This is a genomic window from Pseudomonas sp. GW821-FHT09A09, from assembly GCF_059418405.1.
Genome location: NZ_JBWKPU010000046.1, coordinates 1 through 22024 on the forward strand (window position 1 = coordinate 1; position 22024 = coordinate 22024).

Here is a 22024-nt window from a genome sequence, read left to right on the forward strand (position 1 = left end):
GCGGCCCACGGATTCAAGCCGGAGTGAGGGCATGCCGAGCCTAGGCGAGGCACCGAGTGTTGGGGCAAGAGCCCTTTGGTTACTTTGGGGCTCTTTTCCAAAGTGACCCGCCGTAAGGGCGGAACCAATTTCAGCCGTTACCGCAGCAACGGATATGTACTCACCCCCCACAATTCCCCCCAATCCCCTCCCCCCCAAACGCCCGCCGAACAAACCCCGTCGAATCCCCCAACGACCCATTCACCGTCCCCGAATGATCCAGCTCCGGATAAAAATGCCACTCCACCCGATCCCCCACCCCGCAAGCCTCCCTCACCAACGCCTTCTGCCCCGGCACAAACACATCACGGTCCTTACCCCCCGTCCCTAAAAACACCGGAATATCGGTTTTCAACGTGGGATACGCCGACTCACGATAAACCCGCTCCAACGCCACCTTGGGCGAACGCTTGAAACTGTTATTGAACGTCAACCCATCCGCCACCACCCGCTGCTCAATGGCATGCAAGCAATCCTCCTGGCTGGCCTTGAACGCCGGTAAAGCCTTATCAGCCAAGTAATCGGTGGGCACAAAGGAAGGATCAAGCAACGCCGCCGTACTCAGCCGCAACAGGTTGTAGGCAAACGTCGGCACCACCGAACGACGCGCCTCTTCAAGCTCAGGGCTTTTGCCGTGGGTGTGGGTCGAGGCATAAGGCGTGCCCGTCGCCACCACGCCGACAAGCTCCACCTCCGGCGCATAGGCCTTGGCCGACACCGCCGTGGCAAACGCCGCACGGCCGCCCTGGGATTGGCCAAACACCACCACCCGCCGAGACAGATTGAAATTCCCCGCACCCACCGCACGGATGCTGTCGAGCACGCCATAAGCCAACGGGCGAGTCAGCCCGTAAGGGTGCAAACCCGGCGTGCCCAACCCCTGGTAGTCAGTGGCGACAATCGCATAACCCTGGTCGAGCCAGTAGTTGAGGTAGCGCGTATCCCGCGGGCTGCGCGCGTTCAGTGACGGCGCGCACCGGTCAGCGCTGCCCACCGTGCCGTGGGCCCAGGCCATCAGCGGCCAACCACCGGCAGGCGGTGTGCCCTTGGGCACGAACAGCGCACCGGACACCGCGATGGGCGTGCGGTTGTCGAGCCCGTCGGTGGAGGAATAAAGAATGCGCAGGTTCTGCGCGGCCGACGCCAGGCTTTGTGGCGGCGTCAAGGCCTCGCTGCGTAGCAGCTTGCCTGGCACCGTCGGCACCGGGCCGTCCCAGGTGTAGAAACCCTCGGCAGCGCTGCTACCGCCCGCGATCAACACCCACAGCAACGCCCACCCACGCATCGACGATCACCAGCCTTCTTTCAACATGCGCAATTCCAGGTACTGCAACAGCATGAGGGTCTTGCCGTCGACAATCTCACCGCTCTGCACCATGGCCAAGGCCTGCTCGAAGCCCAGTTCCAGCACTTCGATGTCCTCGCCCTCCTCCTCGATGCCGCCGCCACTGCCGACCTGGTCGCCCGGCTGGTACTCACCGATGAAAAAGTGAATGCGCTCGGTGACCGAGCCCGGGCTCATGAAGGCGGAGTAGATTTTTTCCACATGATGGACGCGGTAGCCGGTCTCTTCTTCGGCCTCCAGGCGGATGCGTTCTTCGGGGCTGGCGTTGTCGAGCAAACCGGCTGCCGCTTCGATCAGGTAGCCGTGGTAGTCGTTGACGAAGGTGGGCATGCGGAACTGACGGATCAGCAGCACGGTGCGTTGCGCACGGTTGTACAACAGGATGGTCGCGCCATTGCCCCGGTCGTAGACCTCGCGGGTCTGGGCCTGCCAGGTGCCGTCCTGGCGGCGCAGGTCGAAGCTGTATTTCTTGAGGATGTACCAGTTGTCCGAGAGGGTTTCTTCGGCGTTGATGCGAACGGGGCTGTTGTCCATGGTCGGTCCTTAGCGCGTGGAAGGTGGAGCATGTGGTTGCGCCAAGGCCAGCGTCAAGCGGATCACTTGCGGCTACAATCGCGCTCCACGAAGGATCTCTCCAGGTTCAAGGAAATGATGCTGCACATCCCGACGCTACGGATAGTGGTGCGCGTCCAAAGCGCGGGGGCGCAATCGAGTTCAGGTGCCAGCAACCGTCGGAGCCGGCGCCTGCTTGATACGCGACCAGGCGGCCGCGACTTCCTCGGCGCTGTGCGCTTTTACCCGCGCCAGGTCCCGCGGGTAATCCACTCCGGGGTTTTCCGTGAACCGCGTCGCGGTGAATTGGCCATTGCTGGCGCGCAAGATATAGCCCGTGTCGTCGCACTGCGCACTGGCCAGGAATACCACGCCCGGTGTCACCCAGTCCGGCTTGAGTTCGTCCGGCTCTTCAGTCACGCCCCACATGCGGGTCTTGGCCACCGGCGAGATCGCGTTGACGCGAATACCGGCCGGCGCGCCCTCATGGCTCAGCGCATTCATGATGCCCAGTTGCGCCATCTTGCCGGCACTGTAGGCCGCCAGCCCCGTCTGCTCGTACTGCGCATACATGGCGCGGTCGGAGGTGGTGAGAATGATGCGCGGTGAGCGGGAGCGCAGCAGGTGCGGCCAGGCGTGCTTGCACAACCAGAGTGGCGCGTAGAGGTTGATATCCATGGCCCGTTGCAGGAACGCGGGGTCGAGGTCTTCGATGTTTTGGTAGCCTACCCAGCCAGCGTTGTGGATCAGGATATCGAGCTGCCCGAAGGCCTCGATCGTGTGCGCGATCAGTTGCCGGCAACCCGCTTGCTGGGATAAGTCGCCCGCTACGCCGATCACCGCCAGGCCTTCAGCCTGCAACGCCTGGGCAGCGAGCTGTACCACCGATGGGTCGGCACCTGCCCCCACCTTATCGGCCCCGATGTCACTGATTACCACCCGGGCGCCACCCATGGCCAGCGCTCGTGCATAACTGAGCCCCAACCCGCGTGCGCCACCGGTGACAATCGCGGTTTTTCCTGTGAAATCCATAGACGTGCTCTCCTGTTCAGCTGCCCACCCTAACAACCCGTGACGGGTCTGTTCAATGCTGTAACACTTTGCAAGCTATCGCCCCTGACGGTGGTCGAATTAATTCCTGCCCGCGCAAGCCATCTGGTAAAACCCGTGCTTCGCCTTTGTCCTGGAACCTTCATGTCATCTCGTTTTATGTCCCGCCTGAGCCTGCGCTGGTTTCCCCTATTGTGCATGGCGCTGTTGATCGTCGGCCTGCCGGTGGGCTGCGCCGTGCTGCAACACAAGGAGCGCGAGCTGGTGTTTCGCATCGAGCCGGGCACGGCGGGTTGGTACACCGGCTTGCCGAAAGCGGTGCAGGAGTTCGACCTCAAGCCCGCCAGTTTCAAGTCGGGGCAGAATATTCACGGCTGGTGGTGGCCGGCAGACAAGAAGGACGCCCCGGCGATCCTCTACCTGCACGGCGTACGCTGGAACCTCACCGGGCAGCTGTTTCGCATTGAGCAGTTGCACGCGCTGGGCTATTCGGTGCTGGCCATCGACTATCGCGGTTTCGGCCAGAGCCAGGGCGACCTGCCTTCGGAAACCAGCGTGTACGAAGACGCACGCATTGCCTGGGAACGCTTCCAGGTGCTGCAACCCGACCCAAGCAAGCGCCTGCTCTACGGCCATTCACTGGGCGGCGCCGTGGCCATCGACCTCGCTGCAGAGTTGAGCAAACAAAACCCGGTGCCGGTGCGCGGGCTGGTGATCGAGTCCACGTTCACCTCCCTGGCCGATGTCGCCACGGCCGTGGCCAACACCTCGTTGCCGGTGCGCTGGTTGCTGTCGCAGAAATTCGATTCGATCGACAAGATTGCCGAGGTACACATGCCGCTGCTGGTGGTGCACGGCCTCGACGATCGCTATGTACCGCCGCGTTTCAGCCAGCAATTATTTGATGCCGCCCAGGACCCCAAGCGGTTGTTGCTGGTGCCCGGTGCCAGCCACAACAACAGCATGAGCCTGGCAGGTCGCAGCTATGGCCAGGCGCTGGACAACCTGATGCGCGCGAAGGTGCCAGCACAGGTGGTGACACACTCCACAGGTCGCAACGGCGACTCCTGAAAGCACTTTTCGGCACCCGGTCTGCGCTTGGCTGTCAAGCGCAAACCCTGCCCATACTGGCCCGCGCCGGCAGTTGATCAAATATTAACCGCGGGTTAAATCGCCAACCCTGCCGGGCCTTCGTAAAGTTATCCACAGAGATACCCACGGTTTTCGTGGACAACTCTTTTTATTTTTTTACGATTTTTTTGCTCAATAAATGCTTTCGGGAAATGTACCCGACAGCAAAATTTCGCGGTTCACATCGCGTATATCGTTATAGCCGCACAACGCCATCGACACGTCCAACTCACGGGCGATGATGTCCAGCGCCTTGGTCACACCCGCCTCGCCCATCGCACCCAAACCGTACAAATGCGGCCGCCCGATCAGGGTACCTTTTGCGCCCAGTGCCATCGCCTTGAGCACGTCTTGCCCCGAGCGGATGCCACCGTCGAGCCACACTTCAATCCGTTTGCCCACGGCCTCGACGATTGCCGGCAACTGGCTGATGCTCGACGGCGCGCCGTCCAACTGGCGGCCGCCGTGGTTGCTCACCACCAATGCATCGGCGCCGGAATCGGCCGCCAGCCGCGCATCTTCCACATCGAGGATGCCCTTGATGATCAGTTTGCCACCCCAGCATTGCTTGATCCACTCCACATCGTCCCAGCTCAGGCGCGGGTCGAATTGCTGGGCGGTCCAGGATGACAACGAACTCATGTCGGCCACGCCTTTCACATGCCCGACGATATTGCCGAAACCACGGCGCTTAGTGCCGAGCATGCCCATCACCCAGCGCGGTTTGGTGGCCATGTTGAGGATGTTCGGCAAGGTCAGTTTGGGCGGCGCCGACAAGCCATTGATCAAGTCCTTGTGACGCTGCCCGAGGATCTGCAGGTCCAGGGTCAGCACCAATGCGTCCACGCCTGCGGCCTTGGCGCGCTCGATCAATTGCTCGATAAACGCGCGGTCGCGCATCACGTACAACTGGAACCAGAATGGTTGGCCGACGTGTTCGGCAATGTCTTCCAGTGAACAGATACTCATCGTCGACAAGGTGTAGCGCAGGCCAAAAGCGGCAGCGGCGCGGGCGGTGAGGATCTCGCCGTCGGCATGCTGCATGCCGGCCAACCCGGTCGGCGCCAGAGCCACCGGCATGGCCATGTCCTGGCCGATCATGGTGGCGCGGATCGAGCGCGAATCGATGTTGCGCGCCACCCGCTGGCGGAATTTGATCTGGGCAAAATCGCTTTCATTAGCCCGGTATGTGCTTTCAGTCCAGGAGCCGGAATCGGCGTAGTCGTAAAACATCCTTGGGACACGTTTTTGCGCGAGCTTGCGTAAGTCTTCGATGGTTGTGATCAACGACATCGGGGTCACCTCTCCCTGAACTGAACACAGAGAGTAAGCGTAGATCTGCGATACAACCAGCCATTGCGTTTACATCAGCCGAGGGCTAATCTCGCACAAACCCGCAAAAAGACGCATAAACATGCAAAACACCCATCAAGCAATCGACCTGCCTTCGTTGCGCAAACAGAAGATCCTGTTGCTGCTGGAGCGCGACGGCAAAGTCACCGCCGCCGAACTGGTGGAGCATTTTGCCGTGTCCCAGGACACCATCCGCCGCGACCTCGGCGAGCTTGCGGCAGCCGGTCTTTTGCAACGTGTCCACGGCGGCGCCCTGCCCCGGCCCAAAGACACCGGCAAGGATTTTTTCACCCGCGTCGGCGAGACCAACGACGCCAAGCGCCAGCTCGCGCAATTGGCCGCAGACCGTGTGGAAGACGGGCAGATCGTGCTGTTCGATTCCGGCTCGACCACCCTGAAAATCGCCCAGTCCTTGCCACGCAACATCCGCCTGACCGTGGTCACGCCGTCACCGATGATTGCCATCGCACTGGCGGATCATCCCAACATAAAAGTGATTGTGGCGGGCGGCCAGCTCAACCCGGCGACCCTGTCCACCAGTGGGCATGAAACCGTGCGGCTGATTGAGAGCGTCAAGGCAGACCTGCTGTTTACCGGCGTGTGCGCGCTGCACCCGCAGATCGGCATCAGCTCGCTGCATTTCGATGAAGTGGCGGTCAAGCAAGCCCTGCTCGACAGTGCTTCCCACGTGGTAGCCGTGACCATGGCAGACAAACTCGGCGCCGTGGAACCCTTTGTGGTGGCGCCGTGCAACCGCATCCATACGCTGATCACCGAATGGCATGTGCCAAGTGTGGAGGCCTACGAGCAGTTAGGCTTGGAAGTGTTGCGGGTAGAGGTCGAGTAGGCACAGCGCATCGGCCACCGCATGCCCGCTGGCGGTGTTATCAAAAATGCACCATGTGGGAATGCCATGTGCAACAGATGGGTCGAGCCGTCGCGCAAACGCCTGCACGCGCTCCGGGCCATAGGCGCTGTGATAGAGGTGCGGCGAACCATGCAGGCGCCAATAGCGCACGCCTTGCCATCCACTCGGGCTCACTCCGTGTTCGATCACAGGAGGGTCAGCAGCCACCCGCGCTACCTGGAAACGCTCCAACAATGCCTCGGCCTTGAGCCAACTGGCGTGACGCGGTTCAAGCACGACAGCGCCGGAAAAACGCTGGCGCAGTGTGGCGAAAAACATTGCGGCCACCACCGGTTCATAGCTCAGTGAGGGAGGCAACTGCACCAATAGGCAGCCCAGTTTTTCACCCAAGTGCAGGCATTGCCCAATGAACTCATCCAGCGCTGTTTCGCAGTGCTGCAAGCGCAGTTCATGGGTAATGTGCCTGGGCAGCTTGACTGAAAAACGAAACGTCGATGGCACCGACTGGGCCCAGCGCTCATAGGTCTTGGGCAGGTGTGGACGGTAAAATGAACTGTTGATTTCCACCGCATTCAAGCGCGCTGCATAACGTTGCAAATGCGTACCTTCGCCTTCAAAGGCTGACGCAGATTGCCGAGGCAAGCTCCAACCGGCGCAGCCCACTGACAGCGGCGCAATCAAAACAGCACCGCGGCTGCATCGCGCATGAAAATCTCAATGGTCTTGGGGCCCACACCATCGAATTCGGCAAGGCGTTTTTCAAATGACTGGCGGTCTTCACTGGCGTCACGCATCTGCGTGATGTTGCCCGCGTATTGCGCATTCAACCTGGCACTCAGGTCGAGCAGGCGTTGCGCCGTGGACTCGTCGTAACGCACGTAATGCGCACGCCCGAGCATCGCGACCAATTGAGCCGAGGTGCAATGCTGCAGCTTGCGCGCCGTATCGCAGCCCTCCTCCTCGACAATCACCCGATAAGCCTGGGCCGCGATGGGCGCTTGAATGCGCTTGCCCATGAGAAAGCTGGCGATAAACCACTTGAACAGGCTGTTGTCGTCTTCCGGCGTGAGGTCGATGCCCAGTTCTGATGCACTAATCGAACGGGCCATGGTTATTCCCCCTGCGTGGGATCAGGGCTTTTTTCATCACAGGCGAACGGGATCATGGCGATGGCTCCTGGCAGTTGAACGGCCCTTGAAACAGCGGCCTGTAAACAGCAGAGGCCCGCTCCCAGGTGATAGTTCAAGGAAGTTGCTCTGGCGGACCATCGGAGAAATAAACGCGAATTAATTTAAACCTTCGGCACACACGCCCGCTCAACAGACGGTAGTCACACCTTCCCATCCAACGTGCGCCACAGGAGACACCCCACCATGAGTTCCCGACTCACTGCCAAGAAGATCCTGATCATCACCTCCAACACCGGTATCGAGCGCGACGAACTGCTCAAGCCTCTGCAGCAACTGCGTGGCGATGGCGCGACCGTGACCCACGCCTCCAGCAAGGGCGGTACGACCCAGACCTTTGTGGGCGACACCGAGAAAGATAAGGCGGTGGAATCCGATGCCAAATTGTCCGAGGTCTCCAGCGCCGACTTTGATGCCCTGATCATCCCTGGCGGCACTGTAAATGCCGATACCCTGCGCCAGGACGCGGCAGCGCTCAAGCTGATCAATGAGTTCGTCAAAGCGGGCAAACCCGTGGCGGCCATTTGTCACGGCCCCTGGGCGTTGATCGACGCTGGCGTCATCAAGGGCAAGACCCTCACCTCGTACAAAAGCGTGCGCACGGACCTGATCAACGCCGGCGCGGCCGATTGGGTGGACGCACAGGTCAAAGAGTGCAAGGCCAATGGCTGGACGCTGATCACCTCACGCACGCCGGACGATCTGCCGGCATTCAACGACGCGATTGCCAAGGCCGTTGCCGGTTGATGGCCCACCGTTGAATGAAAACAGGCGCCCTGAGGCGCCTGTTTTTTTACCTGCTACTTCAGCTTCGACGCTGATCAGGCATCTCGCGTTTAGGCCCGAACATGGCCCAGGCGATGAGCCCGAACAGCGGCACGAAAATCAGAATGATCAGCCACAGCCCCTTGGTCTCCCAGCCACCGGTGCTGCGTAATACGATGTTGATTGCCCACAATTCCAACAGCAGCAGAATCACCGCCAAACCGATCCAGACATAGTCTATTTGCATGCGTCACCTCCTGAGGTCGTATGTATTAGGTCAAGGGATCGGCGTGAGGGTTCATTAAAACTGCCCGGCAATGGCCTTTCGTCGCGCACGGGGAAATTTTCCAAACTTTGGTTCCACACCATGACTCCCAATTAGTGAGCCGCCTTGAATTGACCCGGAGGCGACGAAACATGGAAAAGGGATCACGTCATGAAGACCGATATCTCGCGCAACATCGTGTTGATCATCTGCCTCGCCGGATGGCTGGGCAGCCCGGCCTACGCGGCCTTCGGCGATGACACCAGCCCACCGCCCAGCTTGAGCGGGGACAATGCCGCAGGCTCTGCCCTGCCGCCAGGCACCTACCCCAGCAGCCCCGCCGACAGCGACAAAAAAGCCGATTCGACGCCGAAAAAAGACAGCGCCAAACCGGCCCCCAAACCCAAGCACCGCAGCGATAAAACCCCGCCGAGCCGCACACCTCGCACCGGGAGTTAGCGGCTTATTCGCTGCCGTCGTAGTCGCCGATAAAGTCCAGGCGCTGGTCCAGCCACTGCCGGACAATTTCCCGCGCTGCCCTGCGTGCGTCATCGGCCGATAGCCCGCGCTCGCGCTGCAACCAGGTCGCCGTCACTTGCCGTGCAGGCTCGATGGCGGCCAGTGCCTGCTGACGGGATTTTTTTGGCCATAGCGCGTCATCGGTCCAGCTGCTTATAACGGCGGCGGGATCTTGCGCGGGCGCGGCCGGTGTGAGGAAGTCCCGTGGCGAGACCGTGGCACGAAGCCCCAGCACATTCCACGCGGCATAGCTGGCAAAGCGGATGGTGCCGGTATTGCCGCTGGCCTTGTCGATGGCGGGGTCGAAACCAGCTTCCAACTGGGTCCAGGGCGCCTGTTTGAACAGGTCACCCTGAGGCGCGCACACCGGGGCGAAGGTGTCGCGGGTGGAACCATACAACGGCCCGAACGCCGCGTAGGCATCAGCGCCGTGGCGACTGAACACAAAGCAGTGCACATAGGCGCGCTGGTCGCCGAAAAACGCGTACTGCGCACGCTCGATCATCATGCGCAGCAGGGTCAGCATGACCTGGTCGCGGCTGACCTTGGGGTCGTTGTCCAGGTCCTGGTAAATCCCCCAGGGGAAACTGTCGGTCTTGAGCACTGCCAACACCTGCTGGCGGTTGGCGTCGGCTTCTTCAGCGGTCACCCCGCTGGTGGGTTCGAAACGTTGCAGGTACACCAGCCACGCCGCCGCCAGCTCACTCGACGGGTAACCGCGCAAGCCTTTGGCGGCGTCGACCGGGCGGTCGGGAATACTCGCGATGATCGCGTCCAGCTCGGCAGTGTCCGGCTGAGTGAGCTTGCCCACTTCAACCACTCGCTGGCTCAACAAGGGTTGCAGGCAGGTGACGTCAACGCCGCAGGCATTGCGGGTTTGCAGCCAGGCGCGTTGGCCGTTGCGCAACGCCTCGCGTGGCGCACCTTCAAGCTTGCCCATGGCACGCCGGTAGTGCTCGCCCAGCATGGTGTCGAGGCGGCTCAATTCGGCATTGGCGCAGAGCGTCTGTTCGACGGGCGTCGTGGCTTTCCTGCAATCAAAGGAGGCGGCCCAGGCCGGTGTGCCGGCACCCAGCAATACTCCGGCAAGCCACAACAACGAAGCGTATTGTTTGACCCTGCAATCCATGGCAATCCTTGAAGGTGAGGCGTTGAAGGCGCGTAGTGTGCCGCGCCTGTTGCCGATTACAAAGCCTCATCTCGGGTGGCATCAAAGCGTTCCCGCGCCTGGCGAAACGCATCGGCGTTGTCCACCACCCAATTCCACAGCGGGAACATGTTCACCAGTAGCTGCGTGCCGAGGGATGACAGTTCGTATTCGACCTTGGGCGGCACTTCTTCGAAGTCATGGCGCAGCACCAGGCCATCGCGTTCCAACTGGCGCAGCGTGCGGGTGAGCATGCGCTGGGTCACGCCTTTCATGCGCCGGCCGATCTCGGCATGGCGCAACCGGCCGTTCACGCCCAGCACATGCACGATCCCCAGGGACCACCGGTTGCCGGCATGGGTCAGCAGCTCGCGCTTGAGGCCGTCATCGTCTGCGCTCAGGGCATCGCAGGCCGCTTGCGAGCGTCGGATGATCTCGTGGTTATCCATGCTGTTCTCCCGGTATCACTGGTGTGCCTTCTTATGCGTGGCGACTAATTCTGCAAGCATGCCACGACTTTCAACCTCGACGGAGAACCCTATGACCCCTTCTTCCATTCTGGTACTCGGCGCCGGGGAACTGGGCATGGCTGTGCTGCAAGCGCTGGCCGCTTCAGCCGCGTCACACACCACGCGAATAGCCGTCGTGCTGCGCCCTGCCAGCCTGCAATCGGCCACCGCCCGGCAGCTGCAAACATTGGGTATCGAGTTGCTCGCCGGCGACTTGCAGAACGATAGCCAAAGCACCCTCGCCGCGCTTTTCGCGCCCTTCGCCACGGTCATCTGTTGCACCGGGTTTGCCGCAGGCCCGGGCACCCAACGCAAGCTCGCACGGGCGGCCATCGAAGGCGGCGTGCAACGCTATGTGCCGTGGCAGTTTGGTGTGGACTACGACGTGATCGGCCGTGGCAGCCCGCAGGACACCTTCGATGAACAACTGGATGTACGCGACCTGCTGCGCGGCCAACAAGGCACGCAGTGGCTGATCATCTCCACCGGGATGTTCACCAGTTTCCTGTTTGAACCGTCCTTTGGTGTGGTCGATTTACCCAACAATACCGTGCATGCCCTGGGTGATTGGGACACCGCTGTCACCGTCACCACCCCAGAGGATATCGGCCGGCTGACCGCGCAGATCGTGCTGGCTGAACCGCCACTCACCAACCAAGTGGTGTTCACCGCCGGCGACACCCTGACCTACGGGCAACTGGCCGATACCGTGGACGCAGTGCTGGGCATTAGCCTCGAACGCACGCCCTGGTCAGTGCCGTTCTTGCAGGCGGAACTGGCAGAGACGCCGGACGACAACTTGAAGAAATACCGCGCCGTGTTCGCCCAAGGCCACGGCGTGGCCTGGGACCCCGCCGTGACCTTCAATGCACAGCATCAGATTGCGGTGACAGACGTCAAAAGTTGGATCCGCCAGCACCTCACGGCACCAGCAACCACCCGCTGAACTCACCCCGCACCGTCAACGGGCACCAGGCGAAATCCCCCACCGGCGTCGGCAACGGCTGACGCTCGGCAGCGGGCAACGCGTCGCCCTTCCAATCGAATACCCGCGTACCTCGCCAGGCCAGGACCACACCCCGGGCCTGGCTGTCGTCCGTGTTGACCCAGCACGCAGCCGCAGCGGCCATGAACGCTTCGATCGGTTCGTCGTCGATCTGCGTGCGATAGGCCGAGCCGAGCAGCCAGCGGCAGATATTCAGGTGATAAGTCCAGTCCAGCGGCGGCTGGTTACGGTAGGCCCAGGTCATGAAGCTGCGGAACAGGTTCAGGCCTTCCGGTGGGTCGAGCTTGAGCAACGCCGGGCAGATGTCGAACAAGGTGTGCCAATGGGGCAGCAGGCGTGCATCCAGGTGCACGAAACAACGGGAATTGCTCGGATAGTCAGGCAGAGTCGGTTCTGCGCGCAGGCGACGGGACGCCTTGCTGACCAGGCGGCGAGCGCCGGCAGGCAATACAGGGTTCATGGAACGCACTCACAGTCGTGACGATAGAACGCCCCCTGGTCACAGGAGGCCCAAGGCACACGTCAGAAAGCGGGAGAAGCGCGGGGGTTGGCCGACGGCCAGGAATATCGGGGAGGCGCCTTGCTGCGCCGTTCATGGGCCGGGCGTGGGGTTTGCCCAAGGCCGAGCAACCAGGCCAGGCCGATCAGGAACACGATGGCGACGGTCACCGCGTTGCACACCGGGCAGGCAAAGTAGTTCGAGATGTTGCTGGACGCCGGGTTACTCAACCCTTTGTCGGAAAGTGGCGCCTGCTTGCCCTCCACGGAACAGAACGCGCCACCGATCCCGTTGAGCTGCTGGCCCATCATCTGGCCATGCCCCAAACCGCAGACGAACACGTTCATCAGCACGCAGAAGTACAGGGTCCAGGCGATCAGGGCGCGGTCGGGGTGGCTCAATTTCATGGCGGCGACTCTACCACCGAAGCCGCGCCCGGATGAAGCACGACGCGCCCCTGTGGCAGAACGTCGCAGATTACGTGGGCTGGCCCGGGTTGGTAGACTGTGCACCCGCATCGTTACTCCTTTCCCAAGCCTGATGTGCAGCTCCAGAGCAATGCAGGCGTTTCACAGGATGCACAGTTGATGAGTACGTTATTCACCCGCCGCAAAGTGCTGACCGGTATGGGCCTGTTGGGCCTGGGCAGCCTGCTGGGCGGCTGTGACTACAGCCCCAAGCTGAACTTCAAGTACGGCAAGGACCTCAGTGACAAGATCATGGGCCGCACCTTCAAGCTCAAGAACACCGACGGCGAGACCGTCACCCTGAGTTCGTACCGTGGCCTGATGCCGGTGGTGTTCTTCGGTTTTACCCAATGCCCGGCGGTGTGCCCCACCACCCTGGCACGCGCCGCCCAGGCCAAGAAGCTGATGGGCCGCGATGGCGAGATCATGCAGGTGGTGTTCATCACCCTCGATCCCGAACGCGACACCCCGGAAATTCTCGACAAGTACGTCAAGGCCTTCGACCCCAGCTTCGAAGCGCTGTACGGCACCCCGGAAGAGATCGCCGTGGCCGCCAAGGAATTCGGGATCTTTTATGAAAAGATCCCCGCCGGCGACACCTATACCCTGTCCCACACCGCCACCAGTTTTGTCTTCGACACCCGTGGCAACCTGCGCCTGGGCCTGCAGGCGTCCCTTACCGCTAAAGAGTGCGCAGAAGACCTGCTCACCGTCATGGAGGTCTGCTAATGACTGCCGTTCAACACCTCAAGCGCCTGACCCTCGGCCTCACCCTGCTGGGCCTCGCCGCCCACGCCAGCGCCCAGGTGCTGGTCACCGACGCCTGGGTGCGCGCCACCGTACCGGGCCAGCCGTCCAGCGGTGCGTTCATGACCGTCACCGCCGACAGCGACAGCAAGCTGCTGAGCGTAGCCTCGCCGGTGGCCAAGGACGTGCAGATCCATGAGATGAGCATGAAGGACGACGTGATGCGCATGGGCCCGGTGGACTCGGTTGCCCTGCCCGCCGGCAAGGCGGTCACCCTCGACCCGAATGGCTACCACGTGATGCTGATGGGCCTGACCGGCCAGATCAAGGAAGGCGACCAGGTGCCGCTGACCCTCACGGTTCAAGACGCCAAAGGCGAGAAGCAGTCGATTGAAGTCAAAGCCCCCGCCCGTGCCCTCGACGGCATGGACCACAGCAAAATGCACTGATTGTAGTGAGCGGGCTTGCCCCGCGCCGCGGCGTGTCAGTCACCCAACCCCGACCTGACACACCGCTGCGTGATCGACCTGGCGCCTGGGGTTTGTCTGGCACGCCGCCGCGCGGGGCAAGCCCGCTCACTACAGGTTTGGTTGGCGCAGGAAGTCGATCAGGGCCCGCAGTTTGCGGCTGACGCGGCGGCGGTCGGGGTAATACAAGGTGTACCCCGGCAACGTCGGGCACCAGTCTTCGAACAGGCTCACCAGTTCACCTCGCGCAATCAGCGGGTCGATGTGCCCGCTGATCATGTAGCCGATTCCCAAGCCGTCCAGCACGCTTTGCACCAGCGCCGATGAGTCGTTGACGATCATCCGCCCGCTCACCGGCAACAACAGCGTTTCCTGGCCCCGGGCCAAGTCCCAACGCTCCACCACGCCACTCGACGCACGAAAGCCGATGCAGTTGTGCTGCAGCAATTCGCCCGGGTGTATGGGCCTGCCGTATCGGGCGAGATAGCCAGGGGACGCGATCACATGCATACGCAACGCCGGCCCGACCTTGACCGCCACCATGTCTTGCTCGACGAAATCCCCAAAGCGAATGCCTGCATCGAAGCCCAGGCGCACGATGTCGACCAGGGCATTTTCCAGGGTCAGTTCCAGGTCAATCTGCGGGTGGGCTTCAAGAAACGCCGATAACAGCGGTTGCAGCACCGTCAGGTAGCCGGCACGGGGCACGTTGAGGCGCAGCAGGCCGGACGGCAAGCCGCTGCTGTCGCCCACCTCCTGGGCCGCCGCCGTCAGTGCGTTCACGGCCGGCTGCACCTTGGCCAGGAAACCCGCGCCCGCTTCCGTCAGACTCACGCTGCGGGTGGTGCGGTTGAACAGCGCGACACCCAGGCGCTGCTCCAGGTTGCGGATCACCTGGCTCACCGCCGAGGGCGACACGCCCAGGCGCACGGCGGCGGCCGAAAAGCTCGCGTGTTCGGCGACACACACAAAGGTCACCAGCCCGTCGAGTTGATCCTGGCGCATAGGTTGCTCCGCAGAAAAGGCACGGTATAGCACAGCCATTGTGAAGAATGGCTTCAAAGCCTTAACGACATACACAAAAGCTCTGCGATCAACACTTACTATATATTTTCAATCTGCAAACAGACCCGATAGCCTGATTCTGCCGCCCTCGCCTGCGCGACAGCGGCCCACAATTCCAAAAATAAATCGGGTATCCCTGTGAACACATCCCCTCGCGCCCTGAAAAGCCTGCTCCACCTGGCGGTGGCTTTCGCCCTCTTCAACAGCTTCGGCGCCCAGGCGGCCAATACCGGCGAGCTGCCGTGCGCCACCACCGAACAATGCGCTGCCCAAGCGGCGAAAGTCGGCGCCACGCCCGACAGTTCGCAAACCGAACACAAAGCCAAGGGCGACCCGACCCAGACTCAGTTCGCCTGGCTGAACCGCATCAACAAGGCCTCGATTGTGATGCTCACCGAAGAAGGCATCGTCAAGCCCGAGATGGGCCAGAAGATCGCCGGTGGCGTGCGCTACGCCATCGCCCAGGCCGACCAGCCCGGTGGCACGCGCCCGAGTGACGTGCTGCAACTGGAAAAAATCATGACTGACAAGATCGGTCCCGAAGCCTCCTTGATCCACTCCGGCCGCAGCCGCCAGGACATGCTCGCCACCTACCGCCTGGCCGCCTTGCGCAGCCAGGTGCTGGCCTACAGCGAAGCCCTCAACGCCACGCGCCTGCGCCTGCTGAACATTGCCGATAAAAACGTCGACACGCTGGTGCCCGCCTACACCAATGGCGTGCAGGCCATGCCCATCAGCTATGCGCATTACCTGCTGGCCTTCGAGGCCGCATTTGACCGCGACGGCCAACGCATCCGTGAGCTGTACACGCGCCTGAACAAGAGCCCGATGGGCACGGCAGTGCTGGCGAACTCGGCGTACCCGCTGAACCGCGAGCGTCTGGCCGAGTTGCTGGGTTTTGATGGGGTGCGTGAGAACTCGCTGGATTCGAGCCAAGTGTCGACCTATGACATCCCGATTGAAGCGGCCAACCTGGCCTCGTCTTCGGCGATTCGCGTGGGCGCGATGATCGGCGACATCCACACCCAGTACCACCAGATCCGCCCCTGGCTGCTGCTGGATGAAGAAGCCACCTACACCAGCAGTGCGATGCCGCAAAAGCGCAACCCGGGTTTGTTGATGCGTGCCCGTGAGAGCGCTTCGGACGTGGTCGGCCTGGCCCAGGCGGTGACCCTGCGTGCCCACAACGTCACCACCGGCATGACCGACTACAAGTTCGCCTTCGACTCCCTGGGCGTGTTCCGCTCCACCAAGGAGATGTTCGAAGCCACCGACGCGGTGCTCGACGCGTTGCAGATCAACCCGCAGCGCGCGCTGGAAGAGCTGGAGTCGGAATGGACCACCTCGATGGAATTGGCTGACACCCTGGAGCGCCAATTCAAGGTGCCGTTCCGCATCGGCCACAGCTTTGCCTCGCTGATCGTGACCGAAGCCCGCAGCAACGGCACCACGCCGAAGACCTTCCCGTATGCCGATGCGCAGAAGCTGTATAGCCAGGCGGCGGACAAGTACAAGTGGACGCCCAACACCTTGCCACTCGATGAGGCCGGCTTCCGCGCAGCGCTGTCGCCGACCACCATGGTGCAGACCCGCAAAGGCACCGGCGGCCCGCAACCGCAAGAGGTCAAGCGCATGCTGGTGGAGGCCCGCAAGACCCTGGAAGGCGATCAGCAGTGGCTGAAAGAACGACGTGAAAAGCTGCAGAACGCCGAAGGCAACCTCGACAAAGCCTTCGACAAACTGGCCAACCCCAAAGGCTGACACCTCACCTGTAGGAGCCCGGCTTGCCGGCGATGGCGTCCTCAGGATCACCCTGAATCCAAAGGCCAAATCGCCGGCAAGCCGGCTCCTACAGTGGGTGGTGTGTCAAAAGGCTTTGGCAGGCTGGCCGACACCAAAGGCTGACACCTCACCTTGTAGGAGCCCGGCTTGCCGGCGATGGCGTCCTCAGGATCACCATTGAATCCAAAGGCCTCATCGCCGGCAAGCCGGCTCCTACAGGGGGTGGTGTGTCAGAAACGTTCGAAACGTTGGCTAACCCCAAAGGCTGACACCTCACCTTGTAGGAGCCCGGCTTGCCGGCGATGGCGTCCTCAGGATCACCCTTGAATCCGAGGGCCAAATCGCCGGCAAGCCGGCTCCTACAGGGGGTGGTGTGTCAGTTGGGTGTGTAAGGTTTCACGGTCAATTGATCGTTGCCACGCGCAGATCGCCAGGCATGCCACGCAGTTGCCGAGCACATTGGTCAACGAGCGGCACTTCATCAATCGCTCCACGCCCAGCAACAACCCGACGCCTTCCAGCGGCACCAGTTGCAGGATGTTCAAGGTCGCGATCAAGGTGAACAGCGCCGAGCCCGCCACGCTGGTGGAGCTCAACGAGGTGATCAGGCAGATCACCAGCACCGCGAGCAATTGCGGCATGGCCATTTCCACACCGGCCAGGTGGGCGAGGAACATGATCGCGGTGGTCAGGTAGAGGTTGGTGCCCGCCAGGTTGAAGGTGTAGCCGGTGGTCAACACCAGGCGTACCAATTGGCGGTCGCAACCCAGAGCTTCGAGTTTATTCACGCACCCCGGAAGCGCAGCCACGGAAGAGCCGGTGAATGTCACCAACAACAACTCTTCTTTTAAATAAACAATCAGGCTGGATAACTTAACGCCGACCCAACGCGTTATTGCGGCAAATACCACAATCACAAATAACGCACTGACCAGATAAATAACCACCACAAACTTCAATAAGGGCAATACCGAACTAACGCCGTATTTACCCACCACAAATGCCATCGCCCCAAAGGCTGCCAAAGGGGCAAATTTCAAGATAATCCGCAGTACCAAAAACAGGCCTTGTACGCCGCTTTCCAGCCAGCCCAGGCAGCGGTTGCCCACCCGGCTGCCCCGCCCCAGCAGCAACCCGCAGACAATAGCGACACACATCACCTGCAGCACCAGGCTTTGGGCAAACACGTGATACAGCGTGGAAGACGCCGACAACAGCGACAGTTCGTGCAGGAAGCCTTCAGCCGGTAATGATGGCGTCGGCAACGCGCTGTGCTCCAGGTTGAACACCCAGCCGGTTGCCATGCCCACCATCAGCGCGGCGCAGGACACCAATTGGAAATACACGATGATCCGCCGCACCACATAACGGTGATGGGGTTCGCGCTTGATCCCGGCCACACCGGTGGACACCAGCACAAACAGCAAGAACGGCATCAATAAACCGACCAACTTGATGAACGCGTCACTGAGCACTTTCATCTCGATTGCCAGGTCCGGATACGCCAGGCCCAACGTCATGCCCAGTGCGATAGCAATCAGAATCGGCAAGGTTCCATTCTGGGTATATCGGGTGAACATCGGCACTCCGGCATGTTTTTACTTATTGTTATTGTCGGCATCCGCCGCTTTCGGCATATTGACCGCCTGGCCGCTGCAGGCCGCAAATAATAAAGTCTTGTCACGGGATATACCACCATGGAACTTCGCCATTTACGTTATTTCATCATGGTGGCCGAAGAGCGACATTTCACCCGTGCCGCTGCGCGCCTGAACATGCAGCAACCGCCCCTCAGCCAACAGATCCGCGCCCTTGAAAAAGAGCTGGGCTTCGACCTGTTCAAGCGCCACCCCAAGGGCGTCGACCTCACGGCCGGCGGCCTGGTGTTTCTGGAGGAGGCCCGAGTGATCCTGGCTCGGGTCGAGCACGGCTCGCTCAAGGCTTCTCGCGCCGCACAAGGCATCGAAGGCACGCTGATGATCGGCTTCACCAGCTCCGCCGCCGCCCACCCGCTGATCCCGCGCATCATCCGTGCCTATCGCGAGCGTTACCCCGGCGTGGAGCTGTCGATCAACGAAGGCAGCGCCCAGGAAGTGACCGAGGACAGCATCGAAAAACGCCTCGACATCGGTATCCTCCGCGCACCGGTCAGCACCCACCAAAGCCTGACCTTTCACCGCCTGCTCAACGAAGAAATGCTGCTCGCACTGCCCACCGGCCACCCGCTGCTGAACGACACGGCCATCCCCCTGGTCGCCCTCAAGGACGAGCGCTTCATCCTGGTCCGCCGCCCCGGCGCGCCGGGCATGTACGCCAACCTGATCAAGGCCTGCCAGAACGCCGGCTTCGAACCCAGGATCGCCTTTGAAGTGGAACGCATGCTGACCAACGTCAGCCTGGTGGCGGCCGGCGAAGGCATCTCGGTGGTGCCCGCCTCCATGCGCGATGTGCACCGCGAAAGCGTGGTGTACTGCCGGATCAAGGACGCCCGGCCGAAGTTGCTGGCGCCGATCACGCTGGTGCGCCGTACCTTCAACCCGTCAGCACCGCTGCAAAACTTCATCGAGCTGGCGCGGGAATTGAGTGGGATCTATCGAAAGGCATGAAGCGCTTTTATCTGCGTTTCAATCCACGATAAACAGCTTCGCGCCAACAGGCGTCGACGAGCGATGCCCTTCCATGTCATTGCCCACCTGATAACTCATCCCAGGTGTGAGGACGAACTGTCGACCGTCCTCCAGCTCCGTGTGCAACTCGCCTTCGAGGCACAACAGGACATGCCCTCTCCAGCACCAGTGATCCGCCAGGTAGCCCGGGGTGTATTCCACCATGCGCACGCGGGTGGTGCCGAAGTGGCAGGTCCGCCATAAGGCACTGCCCGTGGTGCCGGGGTGAAGCTGTGCTTCGAGGGTTGACCAATCGGTGGTGCCAAACGCAACAGCAGTGAGATCCATGATGTACTCGGTCGTCAGTTAACGTGACGTGAAACTAACGGCCTGCCCGGTTGGGCGGTAGACACAGATTGGCTGCTTTTGTGGGATACAGGCCTACGCCTTCGTTATCCTGCCGCCCTTGCCTTCATCGATGCGAGCCGTAGCTGGCACCACAAAGCCCCTGTAGGAGCTGGCTTGCCAGCGATAGCGGTGGTTCAGGCAACATCTGTTTCAGCCGTGCCACCGCCTTCGCAGGCAAGCCAGCGCCCACAGGGAACCCTGATTCAGGCGTTTTCATTTCCCGCCCGGGTGAATGAATAACGGTCGATATCCGTGCGCAGTGTCCAGCCCTGCCCTTGCCAATAGCGGGCCGCGTCTGTGTTGGTCTTGAACACGTCGAGGTGGCATTTGTGGATGCCCAGTTGCTCAAGCTCCGTAAGACAACGTTGCACCAAGGCCTGGGCGATGCCCTGGCGGCGGTACGCCGGCAGCACCAGCAGGTGCTGCAAATAACCGCGACGGCCATCGTGGCCGCACATCACGCAGGCCACCAACCGGCCGCTGTCTTGCGCCACAAAACTCATGCCCGGGTTGCGCGCCAGGTAACGCTCGGTGGCCTCGCGGGAATCGGCGTCGCGCAGTGAGATACCGGGGGTGTCTTGCATCAGTTCGAGCACCGCGTCGTAGTCGGCAGTGCTCATCACGCGAATGTTGACCATGGTCCTGAAAGCCCTCTGAGTGAGGGCCCAGTGTGCCTGCACCGGCAGCAGTCGTGCACCCAGGAATGCACGACCGGATGAGCGCTTGAATCAACGCAACTGGAACCAGGTGGTTTTCAGCTGCGTATATTTATCAAACGAGTGCAACGACAGGTCCCGCCCAAACCCGGACTGTTTGCCGCCACCAAAGGGCACCGTCACATCCAGCGCGTCGACGGTATTGACCGACACCGTACCGACCTTGAGGGCACGGGCAACGCGGTGTGCGCGGTTGAGGTCGTCGCTCCACACCGACGCCGCCAGGCCATAGAGGCTCTCGTTGGCGTGCTGGATCGCCTGCTCCTCCGTGTCGAAGGCACTGATGGCGAGCACCGGGCCGAACACCTCGTCACGGGCAAGCGCCATGTCCGAGGTCACGTCGCCGAACACGGTAGGCTGGATAAAGTTTGACGAGCCGTTGATCGTCAACTGCTGCCCGCCACACAAGAGCCGGGCGCCCTCGCCCTGGGCCTGTTCGATGGCCTGCAGGATATACGCGGTTTGCCCACGGTCGACGATGGCGCCGGCAGCACTGCGCGGGTCGAGGGGGTCGCCGGGCATCCACGCGCGGGACTTGGCAATCACGCGTTCGACGAACTCGTCATGGATGGAACGTTGCACATACAGCCGCGAGTTGGCCGAACACACCTCGCCCTGGTTGAAGAAAATCCCGAAGGCGGCCTTCTCCGCTGCCAGGTCCAGATCCTGGCAGTCCTCGAACACCAGGTTCGGGCTTTTGCCACCGCACTCCAGCCACACCTGCTTCAGGTTCGACTGCGCGGAATACTGCATGAAGTATTTGCCCACCTGCGTGGAGCCGGTAAACACCAGGCAATCCACATCAGGGTGCAGCCCCAGGGCCTTGCCGGCGCTTTCGCCGAGGCCGGGCACCACATTGAGCACGCCTTCGGGGATACCCGCTTCGAGGGCGAGCTGGGCCAGGCGCAACGCAGAAAACGGCGACTGCTCGGCGGGCTTGAGCACCACGCTGTTGCCGGCCGCCAAGGCCGGGGCCAGCTTCCACGCGGCCATGTCCAGCGGGAAATTCCACGGCACCACGGCCGCCACCACACCGAGAGCTTCACGGGTAATGGTTGCCAGCGCGTTGTGGGCCGTGGGCGCGACTTGATCGTAGAGCTTGTCGAGTGCCTCGCCATACCAGGCAAACACATGAGCCGCACCGGGCACGTCGATGTTATAGGCGTCCATCACCGGCTTGCCCATGTTCAGCGAATCGAGCAGCGCCAGTTCTTCGCGATGGGTCATCAGCAACTCAGACAGCTTGATGAGGATTTTCTTGCGTTCCGCCGGCGCCATGCGCCGCCAAGGACCGGTTTCAAAGGCCTGGCGTGCGCTGCGTACAGCCAGGTCGACTTCCATTTCGCCACAGGCGGCCACCCGTGAGAGCAACTGGTGGGTGGCGGGGTTGATGGCGTCGAAGGTCGCCCCGCAGGCCGCGCTCACGGCGCGGCCTCCGATCAAGGCGGTGTTGACATAGGTCTGGCGGGCAACACGCTGTTGCCAGTAATCAAGATCGAACACGGTGTGCTCCCAATGGATTTCGGAGGGA

General features: G+C 61.7%; 25 protein-coding genes. 9 read left to right on the forward strand and 16 right to left on the reverse strand.

All coding sequences use genetic code 11. The features are described from left to right. Positions 1–160: 160 nt before the first annotated feature. From AC07OV_RS27415 to AC07OV_RS27425, 3 genes are all read right to left on the reverse strand, one after another. A complete protein-coding gene (locus AC07OV_RS27415) occupies positions 161–1324 on the reverse strand; it encodes a lipase family protein (RefSeq protein WP_495093362.1) in 1164 nt (387 codons plus the stop codon). A 6-nt stretch (positions 1325–1330) separates the two neighbouring features. After that, positions 1331–1918 (reverse strand): NUDIX domain-containing protein, encoded by a 588-nt coding sequence (locus tag AC07OV_RS27420; RefSeq protein ID WP_178922128.1) that lies wholly within the window; start codon positions 1916–1918, stop codon positions 1331–1333. Positions 1919–2098: 180 nt separating this feature from the next. Further along, positions 2099–2968: an SDR family NAD(P)-dependent oxidoreductase gene (locus AC07OV_RS27425; RefSeq protein WP_495093363.1), complete on the reverse strand. Its 870-nt coding sequence runs from the start codon at positions 2966–2968 to the stop codon at positions 2099–2101. Positions 2969–3130: 162 nt separating this feature from the next. On the opposite strand from AC07OV_RS27425, the gene AC07OV_RS27430 reads away from it, so the two are divergent. Next, entirely contained in the window at positions 3131–4057 is a 927-nt protein-coding gene (locus tag AC07OV_RS27430; RefSeq protein WP_495093364.1) for an alpha/beta hydrolase, read from the forward strand. A gap of 192 nt (positions 4058–4249) precedes the next feature. On the opposite strand, the gene AC07OV_RS27435 is transcribed toward AC07OV_RS27430, so the two are convergent. Beyond that, positions 4250–5410 (reverse strand): alpha-hydroxy acid oxidase, encoded by a 1161-nt coding sequence (locus tag AC07OV_RS27435; protein ID WP_495093365.1) that lies wholly within the window; start codon positions 5408–5410, stop codon positions 4250–4252. 121 nt (positions 5411–5531) lie between these two features. Here AC07OV_RS27435 and AC07OV_RS27440 point away from each other — a divergent pair, with 121 nt between their 5' ends. After that, positions 5532–6317: a DeoR/GlpR family DNA-binding transcription regulator gene (locus AC07OV_RS27440; protein WP_495093366.1), complete on the forward strand. Its 786-nt coding sequence runs from the start codon at positions 5532–5534 to the stop codon at positions 6315–6317. Here the strand turns inward: AC07OV_RS27440 and AC07OV_RS27445 are convergent. Then, on the reverse strand, positions 6282–7019 hold the full coding sequence (locus tag AC07OV_RS27445; RefSeq protein WP_371319336.1) for a DUF72 domain-containing protein: 738 nt from the start codon (positions 7017–7019) through the stop codon (positions 6282–6284). The two genes, AC07OV_RS27440 and AC07OV_RS27445, sit on opposite strands and share 36 nt — an antisense overlap. After that, entirely contained in the window at positions 7016–7447 is a 432-nt protein-coding gene (locus tag AC07OV_RS27450) for a DNA methylase (RefSeq protein ID WP_494998846.1), read from the reverse strand. Before AC07OV_RS27450 ends, AC07OV_RS27445 begins: the two co-directional genes overlap by 4 nt. Before the next feature lie 264 nt (positions 7448–7711). Between AC07OV_RS27450 and AC07OV_RS27455 the strand changes: the two genes are divergently transcribed. Then, positions 7712–8272, forward strand: coding sequence for a type 1 glutamine amidotransferase domain-containing protein (locus AC07OV_RS27455; protein ID WP_176995698.1), 561 nt, complete (start codon positions 7712–7714; stop codon positions 8270–8272). A 58-nt stretch (positions 8273–8330) separates the two neighbouring features. Here the strand turns inward: AC07OV_RS27455 and AC07OV_RS27460 are convergent, their stop codons facing one another. Next, positions 8331–8537, reverse strand: a complete 207-nt coding sequence (locus tag AC07OV_RS27460; RefSeq protein WP_176995697.1) for a PLDc N-terminal domain-containing protein — start codon at positions 8535–8537, stop codon at positions 8331–8333. Between the two features lie 189 nt (positions 8538–8726). Between AC07OV_RS27460 and AC07OV_RS27465 the strand changes: the two genes are divergently transcribed. After that, positions 8727–9014, forward strand: a complete 288-nt coding sequence (locus AC07OV_RS27465) for a hypothetical protein (RefSeq protein ID WP_494998843.1) — start codon at positions 8727–8729, stop codon at positions 9012–9014. Positions 9015–9018: 4 nt separating this feature from the next. Here the strand turns inward: AC07OV_RS27465 and AC07OV_RS27470 are convergent, their stop codons facing one another. Next, positions 9019–10203 carry a lysozyme inhibitor LprI family protein gene (locus AC07OV_RS27470; protein ID WP_495093367.1) on the reverse strand — a complete coding sequence of 395 codons (1185 nt, stop codon included), beginning with the start codon at positions 10201–10203 and terminating at the stop codon, positions 9019–9021. 56 nt (positions 10204–10259) lie between these two features. Further along, positions 10260–10670, reverse strand: coding sequence for a winged helix-turn-helix transcriptional regulator (locus AC07OV_RS27475; RefSeq protein ID WP_176995694.1), 411 nt, complete (start codon positions 10668–10670; stop codon positions 10260–10262). Positions 10671–10761: 91 nt separating this feature from the next. Here AC07OV_RS27475 and AC07OV_RS27480 point away from each other — a divergent pair, with 91 nt between their 5' ends. Next, the gene (locus AC07OV_RS27480; RefSeq protein ID WP_176995693.1) at positions 10762–11676 is read left to right on the forward strand and encodes an aromatic alcohol reductase; all 915 of its coding nucleotides are present in this window, start codon (positions 10762–10764) and stop codon (positions 11674–11676) included. On the opposite strand, the gene AC07OV_RS27485 is transcribed toward AC07OV_RS27480, so the two are convergent. Then, the gene (locus AC07OV_RS27485; protein WP_176995692.1) at positions 11651–12196 is read right to left on the reverse strand and encodes a putative natural product biosynthesis protein; all 546 of its coding nucleotides are present in this window, start codon (positions 12194–12196) and stop codon (positions 11651–11653) included. The two genes, AC07OV_RS27480 and AC07OV_RS27485, sit on opposite strands and share 26 nt — an antisense overlap. A 62-nt stretch (positions 12197–12258) precedes the next feature. Then, positions 12259–12642 carry a DUF2946 domain-containing protein gene (locus AC07OV_RS27490; protein WP_259174804.1) on the reverse strand — a complete coding sequence of 128 codons (384 nt, stop codon included), beginning with the start codon at positions 12640–12642 and terminating at the stop codon, positions 12259–12261. A gap of 180 nt (positions 12643–12822) precedes the next feature. On the opposite strand from AC07OV_RS27490, the gene AC07OV_RS27495 reads away from it, so the two are divergent. Continuing rightward, a complete protein-coding gene (locus AC07OV_RS27495; RefSeq protein ID WP_034106413.1) occupies positions 12823–13431 on the forward strand; it encodes an SCO family protein in 609 nt (202 codons plus the stop codon). Then, on the forward strand, positions 13431–13898 hold the full coding sequence (locus AC07OV_RS27500; RefSeq protein ID WP_495093368.1) for a copper chaperone PCu(A)C: 468 nt from the start codon (positions 13431–13433) through the stop codon (positions 13896–13898). The genes AC07OV_RS27495 and AC07OV_RS27500 overlap by 1 nt, the downstream gene beginning before the upstream one ends. Positions 13899–14027: 129 nt before the next feature. Here AC07OV_RS27500 and AC07OV_RS27505 read toward each other — a convergent pair whose 3' ends face one another. Next, positions 14028–14921: a LysR family transcriptional regulator gene (locus AC07OV_RS27505; protein ID WP_495093369.1), complete on the reverse strand. Its 894-nt coding sequence runs from the start codon at positions 14919–14921 to the stop codon at positions 14028–14030. 198 nt (positions 14922–15119) lie between these two features. On the opposite strand from AC07OV_RS27505, the gene AC07OV_RS27510 reads away from it, so the two are divergent. Then, positions 15120–16742 (forward strand): argininosuccinate lyase, encoded by a 1623-nt coding sequence (locus tag AC07OV_RS27510; RefSeq protein WP_494998838.1) that lies wholly within the window; start codon positions 15120–15122, stop codon positions 16740–16742. Positions 16743–17122: 380 nt separating this feature from the next. Here the strand turns inward: AC07OV_RS27510 and AC07OV_RS27515 are convergent, their stop codons facing one another. Continuing rightward, complete coding sequence (locus AC07OV_RS27515; protein WP_495093370.1) at positions 17123–18343, reverse strand: cation:dicarboxylate symporter family transporter; 1221 nt, start codon at positions 18341–18343, stop codon at positions 17123–17125. A 117-nt stretch (positions 18344–18460) separates the two neighbouring features. On the opposite strand from AC07OV_RS27515, the gene AC07OV_RS27520 reads away from it, so the two are divergent. Next, positions 18461–19369 carry a LysR family transcriptional regulator gene (locus AC07OV_RS27520; RefSeq protein WP_176995685.1) on the forward strand — a complete coding sequence of 303 codons (909 nt, stop codon included), beginning with the start codon at positions 18461–18463 and terminating at the stop codon, positions 19367–19369. 18 nt (positions 19370–19387) lie between these two features. Here the strand turns inward: AC07OV_RS27520 and AC07OV_RS27525 are convergent, their stop codons facing one another. The 3 genes from AC07OV_RS27525 to AC07OV_RS27535 all read right to left on the reverse strand — a co-directional run bounded on the left by AC07OV_RS27525 (position 19388) and on the right by AC07OV_RS27535 (position 21996). Beyond that, on the reverse strand, positions 19388–19717 hold the full coding sequence (locus tag AC07OV_RS27525) for a DHCW motif cupin fold protein (protein ID WP_494998836.1): 330 nt from the start codon (positions 19715–19717) through the stop codon (positions 19388–19390). A 263-nt stretch (positions 19718–19980) separates the two neighbouring features. Continuing rightward, positions 19981–20415, reverse strand: a complete 435-nt coding sequence (locus AC07OV_RS27530; protein WP_494998835.1) for a GNAT family N-acetyltransferase — start codon at positions 20413–20415, stop codon at positions 19981–19983. Positions 20416–20505: 90 nt separating this feature from the next. After that, on the reverse strand, positions 20506–21996 hold the full coding sequence (locus tag AC07OV_RS27535) for an aldehyde dehydrogenase (protein ID WP_495093371.1): 1491 nt from the start codon (positions 21994–21996) through the stop codon (positions 20506–20508). Positions 21997–22024 lie beyond the last annotated feature (28 nt).